The sequence below is a fragment of the Pseudoalteromonas sp. SR45-5 genome (assembly GCF_014163565.1).
GTDB lineage: Bacteria > Pseudomonadota > Gammaproteobacteria > Enterobacterales > Alteromonadaceae > Pseudoalteromonas > Pseudoalteromonas distincta.
Genome location: NZ_JACJDN010000018.1, coordinates 1 through 16,763, shown reverse-complemented (window position 1 = coordinate 16,763; position 16,763 = coordinate 1). Strand labels below are relative to the sequence as shown.

The 16,763-nt window shown below is 40.8% G+C and carries 12 protein-coding genes; 5 read left to right on the top strand and 7 right to left on the bottom strand.

Going from position 1 to position 16,763, the window contains the following annotated elements:
- The 3 genes from H5072_RS01680 to H5072_RS01670 all read right to left on the bottom strand — a co-directional run.
- Positions 1–1,193, bottom strand: a 1,193-nt coding sequence (locus tag H5072_RS01680; RefSeq protein WP_182692476.1) for a threonine/serine exporter ThrE family protein, incomplete at its 3' end; no start/stop codon positions are given.
- Positions 1,194–1,309: 116 nt separating this feature from the next.
- Positions 1,310–2,539 carry a glycosyltransferase gene (locus H5072_RS01675; protein ID WP_182692475.1) on the bottom strand — a complete coding sequence of 410 codons (1,230 nt, stop codon included), beginning with the start codon at positions 2,537–2,539 and terminating at the stop codon, positions 1,310–1,312.
- On the bottom strand, positions 2,536–3,531 hold the full coding sequence (locus tag H5072_RS01670; protein WP_182692474.1) for a LacI family DNA-binding transcriptional regulator: 996 nt from the start codon (positions 3,529–3,531) through the stop codon (positions 2,536–2,538). Before H5072_RS01670 ends, H5072_RS01675 begins: the two co-directional genes overlap by 4 nt.
- Before the next feature lie 166 nt (positions 3,532–3,697).
- On the opposite strand from H5072_RS01670, the gene H5072_RS01665 reads away from it, so the two are divergent.
- The 3 genes from H5072_RS01665 to H5072_RS01655 all read left to right on the top strand — a co-directional run bounded on the left by H5072_RS01665 (position 3,698) and on the right by H5072_RS01655 (position 7,421).
- Positions 3,698–6,160, top strand: a complete 2,463-nt coding sequence (locus tag H5072_RS01665) for a prolyl oligopeptidase family serine peptidase (protein ID WP_154902959.1) — start codon at positions 3,698–3,700, stop codon at positions 6,158–6,160.
- A gap of 71 nt (positions 6,161–6,231) precedes the next feature.
- Positions 6,232–6,849: a LysE family translocator gene (locus H5072_RS01660; RefSeq protein ID WP_024595057.1), complete on the top strand. Its 618-nt coding sequence runs from the start codon at positions 6,232–6,234 to the stop codon at positions 6,847–6,849.
- A gap of 80 nt (positions 6,850–6,929) precedes the next feature.
- Positions 6,930–7,421, top strand: coding sequence for a DUF2798 domain-containing protein (locus H5072_RS01655; protein ID WP_182692473.1), 492 nt, complete (start codon positions 6,930–6,932; stop codon positions 7,419–7,421).
- Between the two features lie 52 nt (positions 7,422–7,473).
- On the opposite strand, the gene uvrA is transcribed toward H5072_RS01655, so the two are convergent.
- Entirely contained in the window at positions 7,474–10,032 is a 2,559-nt protein-coding gene (uvrA, locus tag H5072_RS01650) for an excinuclease ABC subunit UvrA (protein ID WP_182692472.1), read from the bottom strand.
- Between the two features lie 256 nt (positions 10,033–10,288).
- On the opposite strand from uvrA, the gene H5072_RS01645 reads away from it, so the two are divergent.
- Positions 10,289–10,693: a hypothetical protein gene (locus tag H5072_RS01645; RefSeq protein WP_024597346.1), complete on the top strand. Its 405-nt coding sequence runs from the start codon at positions 10,289–10,291 to the stop codon at positions 10,691–10,693.
- Between the two features lie 13 nt (positions 10,694–10,706).
- On the opposite strand, the gene H5072_RS01640 is transcribed toward H5072_RS01645, so the two are convergent.
- From H5072_RS01640 to H5072_RS01630, 3 genes are read right to left on the bottom strand one after another with little or no spacing between them, the layout of a single operon-like run.
- A complete protein-coding gene (locus H5072_RS01640; protein WP_182692471.1) occupies positions 10,707–11,495 on the bottom strand; it encodes a LytTR family DNA-binding domain-containing protein in 789 nt (262 codons plus the stop codon).
- Positions 11,492–12,532, bottom strand: coding sequence for a sensor histidine kinase (locus H5072_RS01635; protein WP_182692470.1), 1,041 nt, complete (start codon positions 12,530–12,532; stop codon positions 11,492–11,494). Before H5072_RS01635 ends, H5072_RS01640 begins: the two co-directional genes overlap by 4 nt.
- 28 nt (positions 12,533–12,560) lie before the next feature.
- The gene (locus tag H5072_RS01630; RefSeq protein WP_182692469.1) at positions 12,561–14,414 is read right to left on the bottom strand and encodes a CIA30 family protein; all 1,854 of its coding nucleotides are present in this window, start codon (positions 14,412–14,414) and stop codon (positions 12,561–12,563) included.
- Between the two features lie 1,051 nt (positions 14,415–15,465).
- Between H5072_RS01630 and H5072_RS01625 the strand changes: the two genes are divergently transcribed.
- Entirely contained in the window at positions 15,466–16,443 is a 978-nt protein-coding gene (locus H5072_RS01625) for a helix-turn-helix domain-containing protein (RefSeq protein ID WP_182692468.1), read from the top strand.
- The last annotated feature ends 320 nt before the right edge of the window (positions 16,444–16,763 follow it).

The following is a 16,763-nucleotide window of genomic DNA, read 5'->3' as shown; positions in this document are numbered from 1 at the left end:
GCAAATATTAGCCCTGCAACAAGCGACATAAATATTAAAAACGTTTGCTGGCCTATATGCTCTGCGTATATAAAGTCTTGGCCTTCAATGAGTGAGTTTAAGCCAATATAGGTTTTGCTACCTGGTACTAATACAATTAAGCCTTGCATGGCCACAATAGAAGCCGGCGCATTAGCAACACGGTTAAACAAGTTACTAAATATACCTACCGATAAAGCACCCACAAACGTACCTAACGTGTAATCAAGGTACATAGCCGAGCCAATACTGGTGCCATACGCTATAAAGCCTGATGCAATAGACCAAACAGCGTGCTTAAGTTTGGTTCTAAAAATAACGATTAAGCTGCTACAAAGTAAAAATATAGCCAGCCATGCGGTCCACTTTGGTAATGGTTCAGGTTGTACAAAGTCAGCTTGCCCAAAGAGTGCAAAGCCAATGCCTATGCCAATAAAACCGCCAAAATAGAGTTTAAATAACAGCATAAACGAGTCCATGACTCTTGCTGTACCCGACACTAAATGCCGCGCTGCAAGCTCTGCTAAGCCAAGCGCAAGTGCTAAACCTGGTATAAATACAATAATGGCCGAAAGTACCACCAAGCGTATGTTTATTTCAGGTGTTATATACACGCTTACTGCACAGGCAAGTATTGCCGATATTATGGCTACCAATGGCTCAAGCATATGGGCTACGCGTTTTGAGCGTCCCGACCAAAGCACAAACAAATAAACAACTAAAGTAAGAAGCGATGACCAAATAACATCAGTCCAGCTAGTACCCATTAACATTGCAAACGCACCACCAGAAGTTGCAAACGCAACGCCCGTAACAAGTTTATTGTATGGGTTTGGCATGTCGTAGATAGCATCTAGCTGGGCGTCAACTTCTTGTAAAGTTAGCTTGTCGTCAAGCATTTGGTTTACAAGGTCGTCGGTGTCGGCAAGTGAGCCTAAATCGTGATCGCCAGGGTCTACACGCGCAACATGGGTGTACTCGTCTTCGTGGCCATCAGTCCAAATAACAAACGTTACCGAAGTTGGCGACATAACAAACGACGATTTAAGTCCTAAATATGTAGCCACTTCCATTAGGTGGGCTTCTAGGCGGTAAGCAGGCGTACCATACTTGTGAAGCATTTTACCCAATTTAACGATAAATTTGCGTTTTTCTGTAAAGGTTGCAGTTTTCAAATCTTTTTGGACCAAATATTGCGATAACTAAGCTAAAAATATAGACAATACAGCTAAAACTGCCCACGTTTGATGGGCGCGATTTTAAACACTAATTGGTGTGTGTCTAGTCATTTTTAATCTAATTTTTTATTTTTTTCAGCTATCCATTGCGACATGTATTGAGTGCTGCGCATTGTATGATGTTTGAGCATTTGGCCTGTAAAGTTTTTTTCGCGATGAGCCTCTAAATCGCTACTTATTGAATCGATTTTTTTAATTAACACCGTACTCAATTGTGCTTTATCGTAAAGCGTATTAAGGAGCGTGTTGCCATCTTGCTGCGCTTGTTCAAAGTCACTTTGATTGGTGTACATTTCAACAGCAGCATTGGCAAAATCGTCGGCGGTGTTGGCTATTTTACCAGGCCATGGTAAATCGTTATGCATGCCCTCTGCACCAATATAGGTGGTAACGCTGGGTGTTTGCATAATCATGGCTTCAAGTAATTTACCTTTAATGCCTGCACCAAAACGAAGTGGTGCTAAACATACGCGTGCGCTTTGCATTACATCAAACGCATTATCGGCCCAGCCTTTTATTAAAAACCCTGTTTTAGGGTTATTTAGTGCCGTGGCTTTTGGTGGTGGGTAGGAGCCATAAATATGTAGTTCTGCTTTTGGGAGTTGCTTGCGAATAAGTGGCCATATTTTTTGCAAATAAAGTACAGCATCCCAGTTTGGTGCGTGTCTAAAGTTACCTATGGTCATAAAGTGCTGGCGCTGCTCAAACGTTTTTGTACTTGTAGGCAGTGAGCTTAAATCGACCATAAATGGTAAATGGTGTAATAAGCTTGGCTCTATTTTAAATACGCTGTTTAGCAGGCTCATTTCATAACTTGAAATAATTAAGCTTAGGTCGCAGCGTAAAATAGCGGCAATTTCTCGTTTTGCTATGTCTGAGTGTAAATCGCTGGTTGTAAACTCGTGCTCACCTTTGTGCGCTTCGTGGCGTGCATTACGTAGGCATTGTAAATCTTCGGTATCGAGAATTTTAATGGCATTTGGGCAATGTTTATCGACGCGCCAGCCAAATTGTTCTTCCATCATAAAGCGGTCAAACATGACTATATCTGGGTTATAGGCTTTAACGTACTCGTCAAAGCTATCGCAGTTTAGTGCAATGCTTTGGCTGGTTATACCAAAGTCGTCAAGGTTTACCATGTGGTCGGTGCGCTGCGCGGGCGTTGCAAATTCAACGTCCCAGTTTTGCGCTCTAAATGCATTTAATAACGACATCATGTGCGTTCCCGCAGCAGACGAATTTGGCTCTGGCCATACGTAGCCAATTACCAGCACTTTTTTCATTGGCTAGAATCTCTAATTTGTAAGTTTACATTTACCAGTGTTTTTACTGGCGGGGCTGTATTTTGTAGTAGCTCTTGGAGTATTAAAAGGCACCGCTTAGCTATATCAGTTGTACTAATAGCCACGGTGGTTAAGTGATTATTTATAACCGCGCTATTAGGAATGTGGTGGCAACTCACTACTTTAATACAGTGATGTGTTAATGAGTTAATAGCGGCAATAACACCTTGAGCAATAATATCGTTTGCACACACCACTGCGTTTAATGTGGGTTTGTGTTTATATGCTTCCATAAATGCATTTTTAGCGCTAAGGGCTGTGTTTACTGCGCAGTCAATGGGTGCTAATGGTGTAATGCTGTGCTGCGCGCATGCGGTATTAAAGCCACTTTGCAGTGCTTGTGAATCACTTAAAGTAAGTTCACTGCCTATAAATGCTATGTTTGTCACGCCTTGTGCGAGTAAATGCATACTGGCTACGTGGCTGGCTTTTTTATAGTCGGGTAATACACACGGAGCTGCGCTAAAGGGCACTTCACTCATTAAGGTAATTACTTTGTGTTGCGCGCTGAGCGCATCAAGCCATTTGGGGCAAGTATTAGCAACGGGGCAAATAATAAATGCAGCCGCGTTGTATTCTTTTAAGTTTTTAACTGCGTTTGCTTGTAGCTCAAGGCTATTATTACTGCTTACAATCATGGCTTGTAAGCCATTGTCGTTTAACAAAAGTTCTAAGCTGGTAGCAAGGTGTGCCATAGCTGGGTTAGTTAAATCATTTATTACTATGGCCACTAAGTTAGAGCGTTTTGAGCGCATAGCAGCGGCATCACGATTATAAACGTACCCTAGCTCATCTATCGCTTTTAGTATTTTTTGTTTACTTTTATTGCCCACTTTATCGCTTTGGGTAAGTACCAAGGATACGGTTGATTTTGATACACCAGCACGCTCTGCAACATCAAAAATGGTGACTGATTTGGCTTTGTTATGCATTGTATTTTAAGTACCGCAGTGGTGAATAAATAGCGCTGTAGTTTAGCTTAATCAGCACTATTAAGTCATCTTTTAGAGGTGTTTAACTTACCTTAATACTTTATGAACAAAGCAAAACGTGTTTATATACGCCTATAAGAGTAAAAAATAACAAAAGGATAAAAACATGAGCGCTTTTAGGCTGTTAGTTGTCTTTATTTGTTGTGCGGCATTAGTCCCAACAAGTTACGCCGAGCAGGGCTATCAAACCCCATCACCCGAACTTGCAGCATTGGTTGACGCTAAGTTAGCACCCACTAGTTACTTATCGAGCGATGGCCAGTGGCTAGCGCTTTTTGAGCGCAAACGTGTAGTAACCCTTGATGAACTTGCAAAAGAAGAGCTTAAGCTTGCAGGTATTAAGCTAAACCCCGCTAATTTTTCGCGCTCTCGTGTGAGTGCCAAATTTAGTGCCGTGGAGCTAAAGCATGTTCAAAGCGGGTCGGTTATTAGCATTAACAACTTACCTAATGGCATTATCCGCTCACCTAAATGGTCATCTAATAGTAAATATTTAGCCTTTGTTGTTGAGCAACCAACCCAAGCCAACTTATGGCTTTACAGCGTTGAAACAAAACAAGCAAAAGAGTTAACTAGTGCTGCGTTAAATTCGGTACTAACTGCATCGCCATATAAATGGCTGCCAGATAGCAGCGCCATTGTTGCAAATCTTGCTGTTAATTTTGGTAAACCAAGGCTTGAAAATAACAGCCAAAATGTAGTGCCTGTTATTCAACAAAGTACTGGCGAAAAAGCGCCAGCACGTACTTACCAAAATTTATTAACCAGCCCGTTTGATGAATCACAGTTTAAGTTTTACGGCCAAGGGCAATTGGCTTACATAACGCTTGATGGCAATACTCAAGCAATAGGTAGCCCTTCTTTATTTAAATCGTTTTCAGTATCACCTGATTCTACCAATATTTTAGTTGCTGGTATTAATGAGCCGTTTTCGTATCAAGTGCCTTACAGCCGCTTTGCAAGCACGTGGCAAATATGGGGCATGCGCGGCTATGCATTAGCAGAGCTGGCAAAACAGCCACTTGCCGATAATATTCCACAAGGTTACGACAGTGTACGCACTGGCCGCCGTGATTTTGAATGGCGAGCCGATCAAGGTGCTGAAGTTATTTGGGCCGAGGCGCAAGATGGCGGCGACATGAAAACCGACGTTGAGCATCATGATTATGTTTACAGCTTACGTGCACCATTTAAACGCGAGCCTAAATTATTTGCCAAAGTAGAGCGCCGTTATGCGGGAATGGAGTGGGGCAACGAAAACGTAGCAATGCTGACAGACTGGCGCTTTAGCGATCGCCAAGTACGTACTTACATAGTGCAACCACGAAATGCCGACAGAAACCGCGTGCTATTTTCAGAGCGTAGTTACAACGATGCGTACAAAGACCCGGGTAATGCCATTTACGAGCGCAACGATTTAGGCGCAAACGTAATTAAAATTGTAGGCGGGCGTTATATTTACCTGCGCGGTAATGGTGCTTCAGAGCAAGGTAATGTGCCGTTTTTAGATAGGTACGATGTTAAAACAAATAGCAGCAAGCGTTTATGGCAATCAGAAGCGCCATACTATGAGCGTGTTCGTGCACTACTTGATGACGAAGGTGAGCGCTTTATTACTATTCGCGAATCTAAAACTGAGCAACCTAACTTTTTTATACGTGATTTAGATAACGACACGTTAACGCAACTAACGACATTTGAGCATCCGTACCCTGCATTTAAAGGCGTAACTAAAGAGCAATTACGTTATAAACGCGACGACGGCGTTGAGCTTTCGGGCACGCTTTATTTACCACCAGGGTACGATAAAACACAAGGCCCGTTACCGGTACTTATGTGGGCTTATCCACTTGAATACAAAGATAAAGCCGTTGCATCGCAAGTACGCGAATCGCCTTATGCGTTTACCTACATTGGTTATTGGGGCCCAATGCCTTACCTTGCTAAAGGGATTGCCGTGTTTGACGACCCTAAAATGCCAATAGTGGGTATTGATGGCAGCGAGCCAAACGATAACTTTAGAAAGCAGTTAGTATCAAGTGCGCAAGCAGCTGTTGATGTATTGGTTAAAAAAGGTATTGCCGATAAAAACAAAATAGCCATAGCAGGGCACTCGTATGGTGCATTTATGGTTGCTAACTTATTGGCTCATAGCGATTTATTTAAAACAGGTATTGCTCGCAGTGGCGCGTATAACCGCACATTAACGCCGTTTGGTTTTCAAGGAGAAGAGCGTGATTTTTGGCAAGCACAAAGTGTGTACGCTAATATGTCGCCGTTTTTCCATGCTGAAAAAATTAACGAACCAATGCTAATGATCCACGGCCAAGAAGATCCTAATTCAGGAACCTTCCCAATGCAAAGTGAGCGCATGTACGCAGCCCTTAAAGGTTTAGGTAAAGATGCTCGCTTAGTAATGCTCCCTTATGAAGCACATGGTTACCGTGCGCGTAAAAGCTTATTACATGTGTTGTGGGAACAAGAACAGTGGTTAGATAAGTATTTGTTAAATGATACAGCAGAGCCAGTAGAGGTTATTACTGACCCCGTGGTAAGTGCTGGTCAATAGTAATAAAAATGAGTAAGCAACAGCGCGGCTACTTATAGCCGCGTTTTTGCTTTTAATATGAGAGTAAATTAATGATTGATGTAGCAGCACTTGCGGTTTTTATTCCTACCTTCTTTTTTGTGTCGATAACGCCAGGTATGTGTATGACCCTTGCCATGACACTCGGTATGAGCATTGGCGTGCGCCGCACATTATGGATGATGATAGGTGAGCTGTTAGGTGTAGCAAGTGTTGCTATAGCTGCGGTATTAGGCGTTGCAAGCGTAATGCTAAATTACCCAGATGCGTTCGCTATTTTAAAGTGGGTAGGCGGTGCGTACTTAATTTATATTGGCGTTAACATGTGGCGAGCCAAAGGAAAAATGTCGGTCGATACCTCAAAACCAAGTGACGTAAGTAGGAAGTCGTTATTTACGCAAGGTTTTGTAACCGCAATTGCTAACCCTAAAGGGTGGGCGTTTATGATTTCACTACTGCCACCCTTTATAAGTGTTGAGCATGCTGTAGCCCCTCAGCTTTTAGTATTGCTTGGTGTTATAATGACCACCGAGTTTTTAAGTATGTTAGCTTACGCAACAGGCGGTAAAAGCTTACGTTTATTTTTAAGCCGTGGTGATAATATTAAATGGATGAACCGTATTGCTGGTAGCTTAATGGGGTTAGTTGGAATTTGGCTTATTTTTGGTTAGCTCAAAAAGTGGTTGATATTGTCAATTAATTTGTTATAGTTGATTTTGTCATCTATTTAACGCTTAAGGCATGCCCAAAAATGAGTACACCCGTATCAGCAAACCCAGTAATGGTTGAGCCTAAAAAAACACCTGTAATTTATAAAATACTGGTTATGGTAAGTATTATTACCTTAATTGGCGGTACTCTAACTGGCATTATGACTTATGTGAATGTGGGTGTTACAGAGCATTTTTATGCAGATTGGTTTACCTCATTTATAAGTGCAGTATTGGTTATGGCGCCTGTTGGTTTTGTAATGATGACCTTAATGCATAAGCTAGTTAATAAGTTATTGCCTAGTAGTAGCGAGCTAAAACGTAATTTAGTGATTAGTGTTTTTATGGCGCTGATCATGGAGTCGGTTATGGCGTTTGTTACCGCTACTAATAATATTGGCTATGCAGATATGCGTGTATTTGTAACTGGATGGGCTGAAGGGTTATTAGCCGCATTACCAATAGGTTTAACTATAATGCTGATAATGTCGGTTACGGTAAAACCTAAAATAGAACGCTTTTTAAAAAGCTAATAACAAAAAAGAGCCATTGGCTCTTTTTTGTTATTTAGTGTTTACCTGCTCTTTAAATTGCACGATTCAAAAAAGGTGCTGTTCGGCTTATTTTAGATTGGGCTACCTCTGTAGGTTTCCCTTGCGCTACAATTAAGCCGCCTTCTTCGCCAGCACCGGGTCCTACATCAATAACCCAGTCACTATTGCGGGCTACTTGCATATCGTGTTCAACCATAATGACGGTATTGCCAGCATCAACTAATTTATTTAACTGCGCCATTAACATTGATACATCCGATGGATGCAGGCCTGTAGTTGGCTCATCAAGAATATAAAGGGTGTTACCGCGCTGCGTACGTTGTAGTTCAGTTGCTAATTTAATACGCTGCGCTTCACCGCCCGAAAGCTCAGTGGCAGGTTGCCCTAAACGTAAATACCCAAGACCAACTTGCATAAGTGCATCGAGTGCTCGCAGTATTGCAGGTTCATTTTCAAAAAAGGTATGCGCCGATTCAACCGTTAAATTGAGGATATCGCTTATGTCTTTATCACGATATGTAACCTCAAGTGTTTGCTCGTTATAACGTTTGCCATGACACACTTGGCAAGGTGAATAAACACTAGGTAAAAACAGCAGCTCTATACTCACAAAGCCAACGCCTTCACAGTTTTTACAGCGACCTTTAGCAACATTAAACGAAAAGCGACCAGCATCGTAACGGCGCTCTTTCGCTTTTTGGGTAGAAGCAAATAGTTTACGCACATGATCAAATAAACCCGTATAGGTAGCTAAGTTTGAACGAGGGGTACGGCCAATCGCTTTTTGATTTACGGTAATCAGGCGGCTTATATTATTTATTCCTTCAATGATTTTTCCGCTGGTGTGTGTTTGCAGTTCTTGTTCGAGTAAGTCGGCTTCGTCGGTGGGGGCTTCCGGTATTACTTTTTGCCCAAGTGCTTCGTAAACAAGTTCTACTAACGCTTGGCTTACTAGGCTTGATTTACCCGAGCCCGAAACCCCAGTAACGGTTGTCATAACACCCAGTGGAAATTCTGCATTGAGTTTTTTAAGATTGTTACGCTCAATATCAGCTAATTTTAACCACGCTTTTGGCTGCCTTTGCTCCTTTTTTTGCGCGCTGTTTTGAGTAGACTCTTGACTGGCGTTTTTAGCAAAAAGGTGGCGGGCAGTGTGCGAATTTTTTACTTTGCTTAACCCTTCAACAGGGCCGCTGTAAATAATGTTGCCACCATGCACACCGGCATCAGGGCCTACATCAACAATCCAATCGGCATGTTTAACAACGCTAACATCGTGTTCAACAACAAATACAGAATTGCCAGCCGCTATTAGCTCATCAAGCGCTTTTAAAAGTGCTTGAGTGTCTGCAGGGTGTAAACCCGCTGAAGGTTCATCTAACACGTAAACTACCCCAAATAATTTAGAGCGAATTTGTGTGGCAAGTCGCAACCGTTGTAGCTCTCCGGGTGAGAGCGTTGGCGTTGTACGCTCAAGCGACAAGTATCCTAAACCAAGCATGGTTAGTGCTTCAATACGGGTGAGTATATCGCTGGCAATGCGCTGCGTAACAATGGCTTGCTCTGGATTTTTTGTATTTTTATTTACTTTGGTATTGGCGGCGTTACTTAGTTTTTTAGCAAGCTCGTTTAATGTAAGTTGAGATAGATCGCCAATATCAAGCCCTGCAAATTTAACACTTAACGATGCTTGTTTTAATTTTTTACCTTGGCAAGTAGGGCACTGCGATATTTGCATAAACTGTGATACGCGCTTTTTAGTACGCGGGCTTTGGGTAGTAGCAAAAGACTGTAAAACAAAGCGTTTAGCGCTTGAAAAAGTTCCCATGTAGCTTGGATCTTCGTTATTTTTTATCGCATTTTGTGTTTGCTCATAGGTGTAATCTGGGTATACCGGCACACTAGGTGTTTCGTCGGTAAATAAAATCCAATCCCGTGCTTTTTTAGAAAGTTTGTTCCAAGGTGTGTCTATGTCATAACCAAGCGAGGTAAGTATACGGCTTAGGTTTTTACCTTGCCATGCTGGTGGCCACGCTTCAATGGCGCGCTGGCGAATAGTTTTTGTATCATCTGGCACAAGTAGCTTTTCGGTTACTTCAAACACTCGGCCTATTCCTGAGCATTCTGGGCACGCACCTTGTGGCGTATTCGGCGAAAACGCATCGGCGTAAAGTATGCCTTGCCCTTTGGGGTATTCGCCAGCACGAGAGTAAAGCATGCGTAGCGCGTTAGAAATAGTTGTTATGCTGCCAACTGATGAGCGAACCGACGGTGCGCCGCGTTGCTGCTGCAAAGCAACGGCAGGCGGTAGCCCTTCAATAGAATCAACATCGGGCTCATCAACTTGATCTATCAACCTTCGGGCGTACGGCGATACTGAATCAAGGTAACGGTGCTGCGACTCAGCAAACAGCGTTCCAAACGCAAGCGACGACTTTCCAGAGCCCGATATTCCTGTAAAAACAACCAATGCGTTACGAGGTAAATCAACGCCTACATTTTTTAAGTTGTGAACGCGCGCCCCTCTTACTTGAATGCTGTTACTGGGATCAGATAAATCCGTTGTTGAGTTTTTATGTGTGCTTGCCATACGTTTATACTCCTGTTTAATCGCGCTTTTTACTTTAAGTTAGCTTTGAATTATTTACTCTTATCACTCGTTATTACCTCAAAGTAGCGCAAGCACACTGAATGAGCGCTTAGTCTGTAGTGGCGCAGCCAAAGCGCTGGATAAAATTGTGATGATTGTTTGTTTACATAATAGGTATGGAATGCGAATATAATTTAAACAGTTATTGTTATGTAATTTATTAGGTAATTTACTAGGTAATAAAAAGGAACTCACAGTGAAGAAAGCCTTAGTGATCATTTTATTGGTGCTTTCGTGGGCAAGCCAAGCCGACTCTATCAAAGCGCTAAATGTTGACCGTGCAGTACCAAATAGCATGCACTTATCGTTTGCAAACGATAGCAACATAACCCCTAAAAAAGGGGATTTTAAAATCGTTAATTATGTATTAATGAGCAATGAAGAGGGCGAACGCTGGGCTGTTATAACGCTAACTAACTTATCGTCGGGCAATCGAGAATTAGGCGAGGAGCACTTACTTGCACTTTTTGCTGACGGCAGCCGATTTATGCCAATGGAATTTAAACTCGGTTTTAAAGGCAACGAAACACAATCGGTAACTGTATCGTTTGCCGATTATAAATTCCCTATTTTAAGTGTGTATTCGAGTAACGACCAGTAGCATATTGGATAAGTTAAATATGCAGCAATTGCTTTAACTTATCTGCGCCGGCTCTGCTGGTGCTTAGTTCAGATTTAATATCGTCATTTACAATCACCATAAGTTTGCCATTAAACCAGCGCTGTATTTCTTTAATGTGGTCAATATTAACCAAATAACTGCGGTGGATTCGTACAAAGTTATGTGCTGCTAAAGCATGCTCAAGCTGATCAAGTGTATCGCTTAAATGATGAAATGTATCGCCATTCCACGCCAAACTATTGCCCTGCTCCGATTTAATAAATTTAATATTACTAGGGGAGAGTAAAAATATGCGCTCACCACTTTTACTAATGAGCTTATTTATAGTGTTTTTGGTTAATGTAAACGTTTGCTCGTTGGGTTCGTGATTGACTAGGGTATGTGCACGTTGTTGCTCTAGTTGCTGCTGCGCTTTGGCGAGAGCTTTTTTTAGCCTAGCAATAGGAAAAGGTTTGAGTAAGTAGTCAGTTGAGGCGTTCTCGAATGCTTCAATAGCAAATTGATCGTACGCGGTTGTGTAAATAATAATGGGCTGGTAGTTAAGTAAATCAATAAGCTCAAGGCCGTTAATTTCAGGCATTTGAATATCAAGTAATACCACATCAGGGGTCAGCTCATTGATTAATGTAATAGCCTCTTTGCCATTTGTAGCCATAGCCACCAATTCAACATGCTCCATTAAACTTAATTGATGGCTTAATTTTTCGCGAGCGGGAAGCTCGTCATCGGCAAATAATACGCGCATTTTAGTAATAGTATGTTGCTGGTTTTTGCTGTTCATAGTGCTAGCTCCAACGTAACCACTGCACCATTATTATTGCTCAGTAGTACCTTACTTTTACCAAGTTGTTTGACGCGCTTGAGTATGTTTTTCATCCCTACACCATTGCCATGCCCGTGCTTTATTACATCGCTCGAAAAACCCTTACCATTATCGCTAATTTGTATTTTAACGCCGTTTGGAAGCTCACTCAGGGTTATATTAAGTATTAGAGAAGTTTGGTTGGCGTTGTGTTTAATGGCGTTTTCAATAATTGGCTGAATAAGTAGCGGTGGTAGCGATATGTCTTTAAGCCTATTGGGAATATGGTAATTAACCTGAAGTTTATCGCCAAAGCGTGCTTTTTCAATATTTAAGTATTTTTCTATTATTGTAAGCTCTTGCTGTAAAGGTATTTGCTGTTGCTCGGCGGTATCAAGGGAGTACCTTAAAATATCAGCAAGTTCATGCAGTACTTCATCGGCTAAATCAGGGTTTGTATGAATATAGGCCGAAATTGTATTTAAGCTATTAAACATAAAGTGAGGGTTTAGTTGATATCGTAATGTAGCAAGTTGGGCTTGTTTAAGTGCGTGTTTTTCGGCTGTTGCGCGTTTTTTATTTTCAATAAAAATACTGGTAAAGTAAATACACGATCCCCAAAGTAAGCCGTTAAATACAACAAATACTCCCATCGATTTATGCCCATCAAAAAGCTGTGTGAGTAATATATCGGTAAGCACATTACCAAGTGCCATAAATACAACTGCAATTAACCATTCAAATGCTATTTTGTTAATGTGTTTATTGCGAAGGTAAAAAATAACCGCTGCCGCACTCCAAACAGGAAGCCAGTAAAAAGTTACGAACCACACAGTTGCAGCGAGTGCACTACCAGTAGTAAAGGGGGCGGAGTTCGCGATTATTAGCCCAAGGGCATAAGCAATATCTACAATAAGTAGAATAAAAAAGCTGTATTTATAAAAAGGATGTTTGAGCATAGTATGTGCTTCTTTTTGTAAGTGATTAAACCATAACAAAAAACAGTCAAAACCCAAATGATTTTGTGTTTTGACTGCTACTCATTTAAAAGTAAGTTAGCTCTTTGATTTGTAGTGTGTTTTTTAATGACTCAATGCTTTCGCCTGGCATTTTACGCCACATTAAGTTAACCCCAGTTAATTCTGTTGCCGACCACGTAACTGGGCTACCAAAACCAAATTGTTTAAGTGTAGTGAAGGGAATATCAAGCGTGGTCCATTCATCGCGCGGCTTTAAAAGTACACTAAAGTGATCCCAATCTTTTACATCACTATGATAAACAGACAAAGCAAAAGGCGTGGTAGACCCTTTATACGTTAAGCGCACACCTTTAAATGCTGAAGCATCAGCCGGTGATGTAAATTTTATTTCAGCGCCTGCCCACGCGCCAAAGCTTGTTGGCTTTGTAATGGTTGTATCTATAGTTAAGCTATTTTTATGCGTGGTAAGCGTTGCCACAGACTGACCACCCATTACCGAGTCGCTTAAGGCTTGCCATGGTGTATCACCGGTAAAATCATCAATAACATGCTGCGCTTGGCTGCTTTTAATTACTTCATTACAAGTGGGGCCTTGTGGCTTTATGGCTTTGTTTTGAGCAATAAGCGCTGGGCGGTCTACTTGTATACCTGCTTTATAAACCTCTGAGATTCTGTGAATATGGTTTATATCATCAAGTGGGTTTTGCTTAAGCAGTATAAAGCTTGCCTCAAAGCCTTTAGCAAGCTTACCAATACTATCTGCTTTATTGATCGCTTGTGCGCCGTTAACCGTTGCCGCATTAATTATTTCACCATTAGTTAGGCCCGCTTTTTTAAGTGCATCTAACTCGTTATGTAACCCTGTACCATGGATTGTGTATGGGTTTCCGGCATCAGAGCCGGTGCCTATAGTGATATTAGCTTTATGTAACTTTTGAATATTTGCATAAGCGGTTTTACGTTTACTCCATGCTTGTTCTTTCCATTTTGAAGGCGCAGGCACATTTTCAAACAAGCACTCTTGAAGCTTTTCGGGAATGGTTTTTAGTAACTCGTTTTGTGAGCTAATAGTATGGTTATGCTTTTCATCGCTATGGTTGTGGTACACCGCAAGGGTAGGAATGTAGGTTACATTATGCTGTTTCATTAGCGTAATAAACTCATCATCTATCGCTTCGCTATTAATACCGTGGGCTAAAGCCGTTGCACCGGCCTTAATAGCGCGTTTGCCATCATCTAGTGTAGAAACATGCACAAAATACGGTAAATTAGCCGCTTTAGAGCGCTTACCAAGATCGCTTAATTGGCTATCAGTCAACGATTTACCCACACCGCCAAAGGTTTCAATAACCGCTTTAGTTACATGGGGTTGGGTGCTTATATGTTTTTTCCATAGCGCTGCTATGTCTTCATTTTTGGCAATTTCGTAAGCGTTGCCACCAAACTGCGTGCCATGCCCGCCAGGGTTGGTAAACAATGTACCTGCATAAAAAAGGTTAGGGGTTAGTTGGGCTTCTTCTAATTGAGCGGCTTCGTTTAGGGTTTGCTCAAACGAAAACAAATCAACAATGTTAGTTACGCCTAAATACAAATTAGAATTAAAGTGCGATTTAACCGGCAAATACTGAAACTCAGTAAAGTTACTGCCTGATGAACCCAAATGTACATGTAAATCAATTAAACCAGGTATTGCATATTGGTTGTTGGCATCAATAGTTTTATCGGCGTTTTGTAGTGGGTCGGTCGCTTTAGCAACGTTTACAATTTTACCATCGTCAATATAAAGCGAACTCGGCGCAGAAAAGCTTTGCGAATTACTTTGGTATACACGAATGTTGTCGACTCGCAGGTCAATGGCATGCGCACTAAAGTGGCTTGTTAAACTCAGTGCTATAACTGTTTTTGTAATAATGTTCATGACTATATTCCTTATCAAAATAGGTATTTGGCGTTTTGTTGATAAGGAATTTAGCGAGTTTTTTAACCTGCTTCATTAATGTTTATCTGAATCGACATTTTTTGCCGTTGAACCGACACTAAAGTAAATAAACGTAGTGGTGCGCTCAGATTAACTGAACTAAATATTATGAATTAGCGATAGATCCCTGCGGCGGGTATGCCTATTTTAAGACAGGGTTTTAAAATTTAATCTTGTTTGAATGACTTTTAAAGGCGGCTAGGAGCGATTAACAGCCGCTCAAGCATCTTGTAATTGGAATCCATTTTTCTCTATAGCTGACGTTCGAACCTGCTTTACTAAAGCTAACTATTAGCCGAAAGCTGACATTAGTTTTTGTAAAAGAATAAACAGATTATTGGTAATTCAAACCAATATATACTGCATGTTTGAGGGCTAGTGTAAGCTCGTTGCTGCCTTTGAACTTCCATCACTTGATGCTCATTTGAGCCTAAATCAGTCAGTAATGAATTCGGTTTCAAGATCACTTTGTGAGTATAGAAGACGCTAGCATTTAATTTTTACACAGATTTCTAATGAATTAATCATGTCAAATTACTGAAAATTATCAATAATAATGTAAATTAACAACTTAAATCGAGCAACCGTTAGTCAACAAAATTGACCCATTCCTAACATTCTTTTTTTGAGGTGGTTTAACTATGGATGCCCTAGTTATGCTATAGGTGATTTTAGCAATTAAACACTAAACTCTTCCCTAAGCGAGTGACAAAATTGGATCAAACGGGCACCTTTAAAGTTTTTGGGCTGGAAGACCTGCCTGATGGGGAAATTTTGCCATAGATTGACAGCTTAGTTATATTTAGGATGTCTAATTTGGTTCGACTCTCAAAATGAAAAACTAACTTGCTAGCACCAAATAAAATGTTTAAATTTAGCTGTTTAGCCTAATTGCAACCGCTGGTTGACAAATTAACAACTTGACTTGCTGGTCTGCAACTACCTGACTTTCTATGCTTACCGCTCAACAACAAATGAAGGAATGAACTTTATGATTTTAGCAGAAAAGATTGTCAGATTAAGAAAACAAGTTGGTTGGTCGCAGGAAGAATTGGCTGAAAAGATGAATGTTTCTAGGCAGTCAGTGTCTAAGTGGGAAAGCACTAATAGCATACCTGATTTAAATAGGATAATTATGTTGGCGGAGCTTTTTGACGTATCTACTGACTTTCTACTAAGAGATGAGAATGAAGCTTTTGATTCTCATGATGAAAATAAAAAGCCTGATATCATTCAAATTAGTTTAGAACAAGCAGCAAAATATATTGAAAATAAGATGGAAGTGTCAGCCTTAATCACTAAAGGAGTTATACTTTGTTTATGCTCAGTAGTACCTTTGTTTTTCTTCTTGGCAATGGCTGAAACCAATCGATTGAACCTGACAGGCAATATCGCAACAGCGATAGGAGTTGTGTGTATTGTAGTTATGGTCTCTATGGGAATAAATTTTTTTCTCAGAGCCAACCAATATGAAAGCGATATAGCGGTAATAGATAATGAAGCATTTGAATTAGCCTATGGTGTACATGGTGTTTTCAATGAAAAATTAACAAAGTTCAGACCTACCTATAATCGAAGATTATCGTTGGGTATATTTATGTTCATTATCAGTTTTGCACCTCTTATGTTTGCTAGTATGCTTTTCAGAGGCCCAAGTATAACTCTAATGATGCTAATTGTACTTATGCTCATCATAGCCGCTGGGATATACATTGTGTCTCCTGTTGCGGCTAAATACGAGGCTTATAACAATATTCTAAAAGATGGGCCTCTAGATACCGTAAAGAGTAGACGTGTAAAACGTGCTGAAAAACTCGCTGCATTCTACTGGCCTTTGCTAATCGCTATCTTTCTTGGTTGGAGCTTATGGACTATGGATTGGGGCGTAACTTGGATAATTTGGCCTGTAGGGGCTGTACTTTTCGCTGCACTGGTTGGATTAATGGAGTTGCTGGATAAAGAAGAGTGATGAACATGATATGCATCTTTATCAGCGATACAAAAACCTAATCTTAACCAGTAACTTTCTAATATGGCAGAGATTAGGGGGATACAAATAAGTCATCTAAATATAAATACTTGAACAACCGCTATGCTGGCATTTACGATCATCAATCTAGACCTAAATTCAAATACTATAAATGGCACTTTAGCGAAGTTCGGCTGTGAGCGTGAGGCAGACTGTGAGAAATTATGATGTATGAAGTCAATACTCGTCTCCTTGGTTATTACATTTTATGAACGTTCGTTACGAGCGTTCATGTTTTTTTACTTTATATAAATGAATTA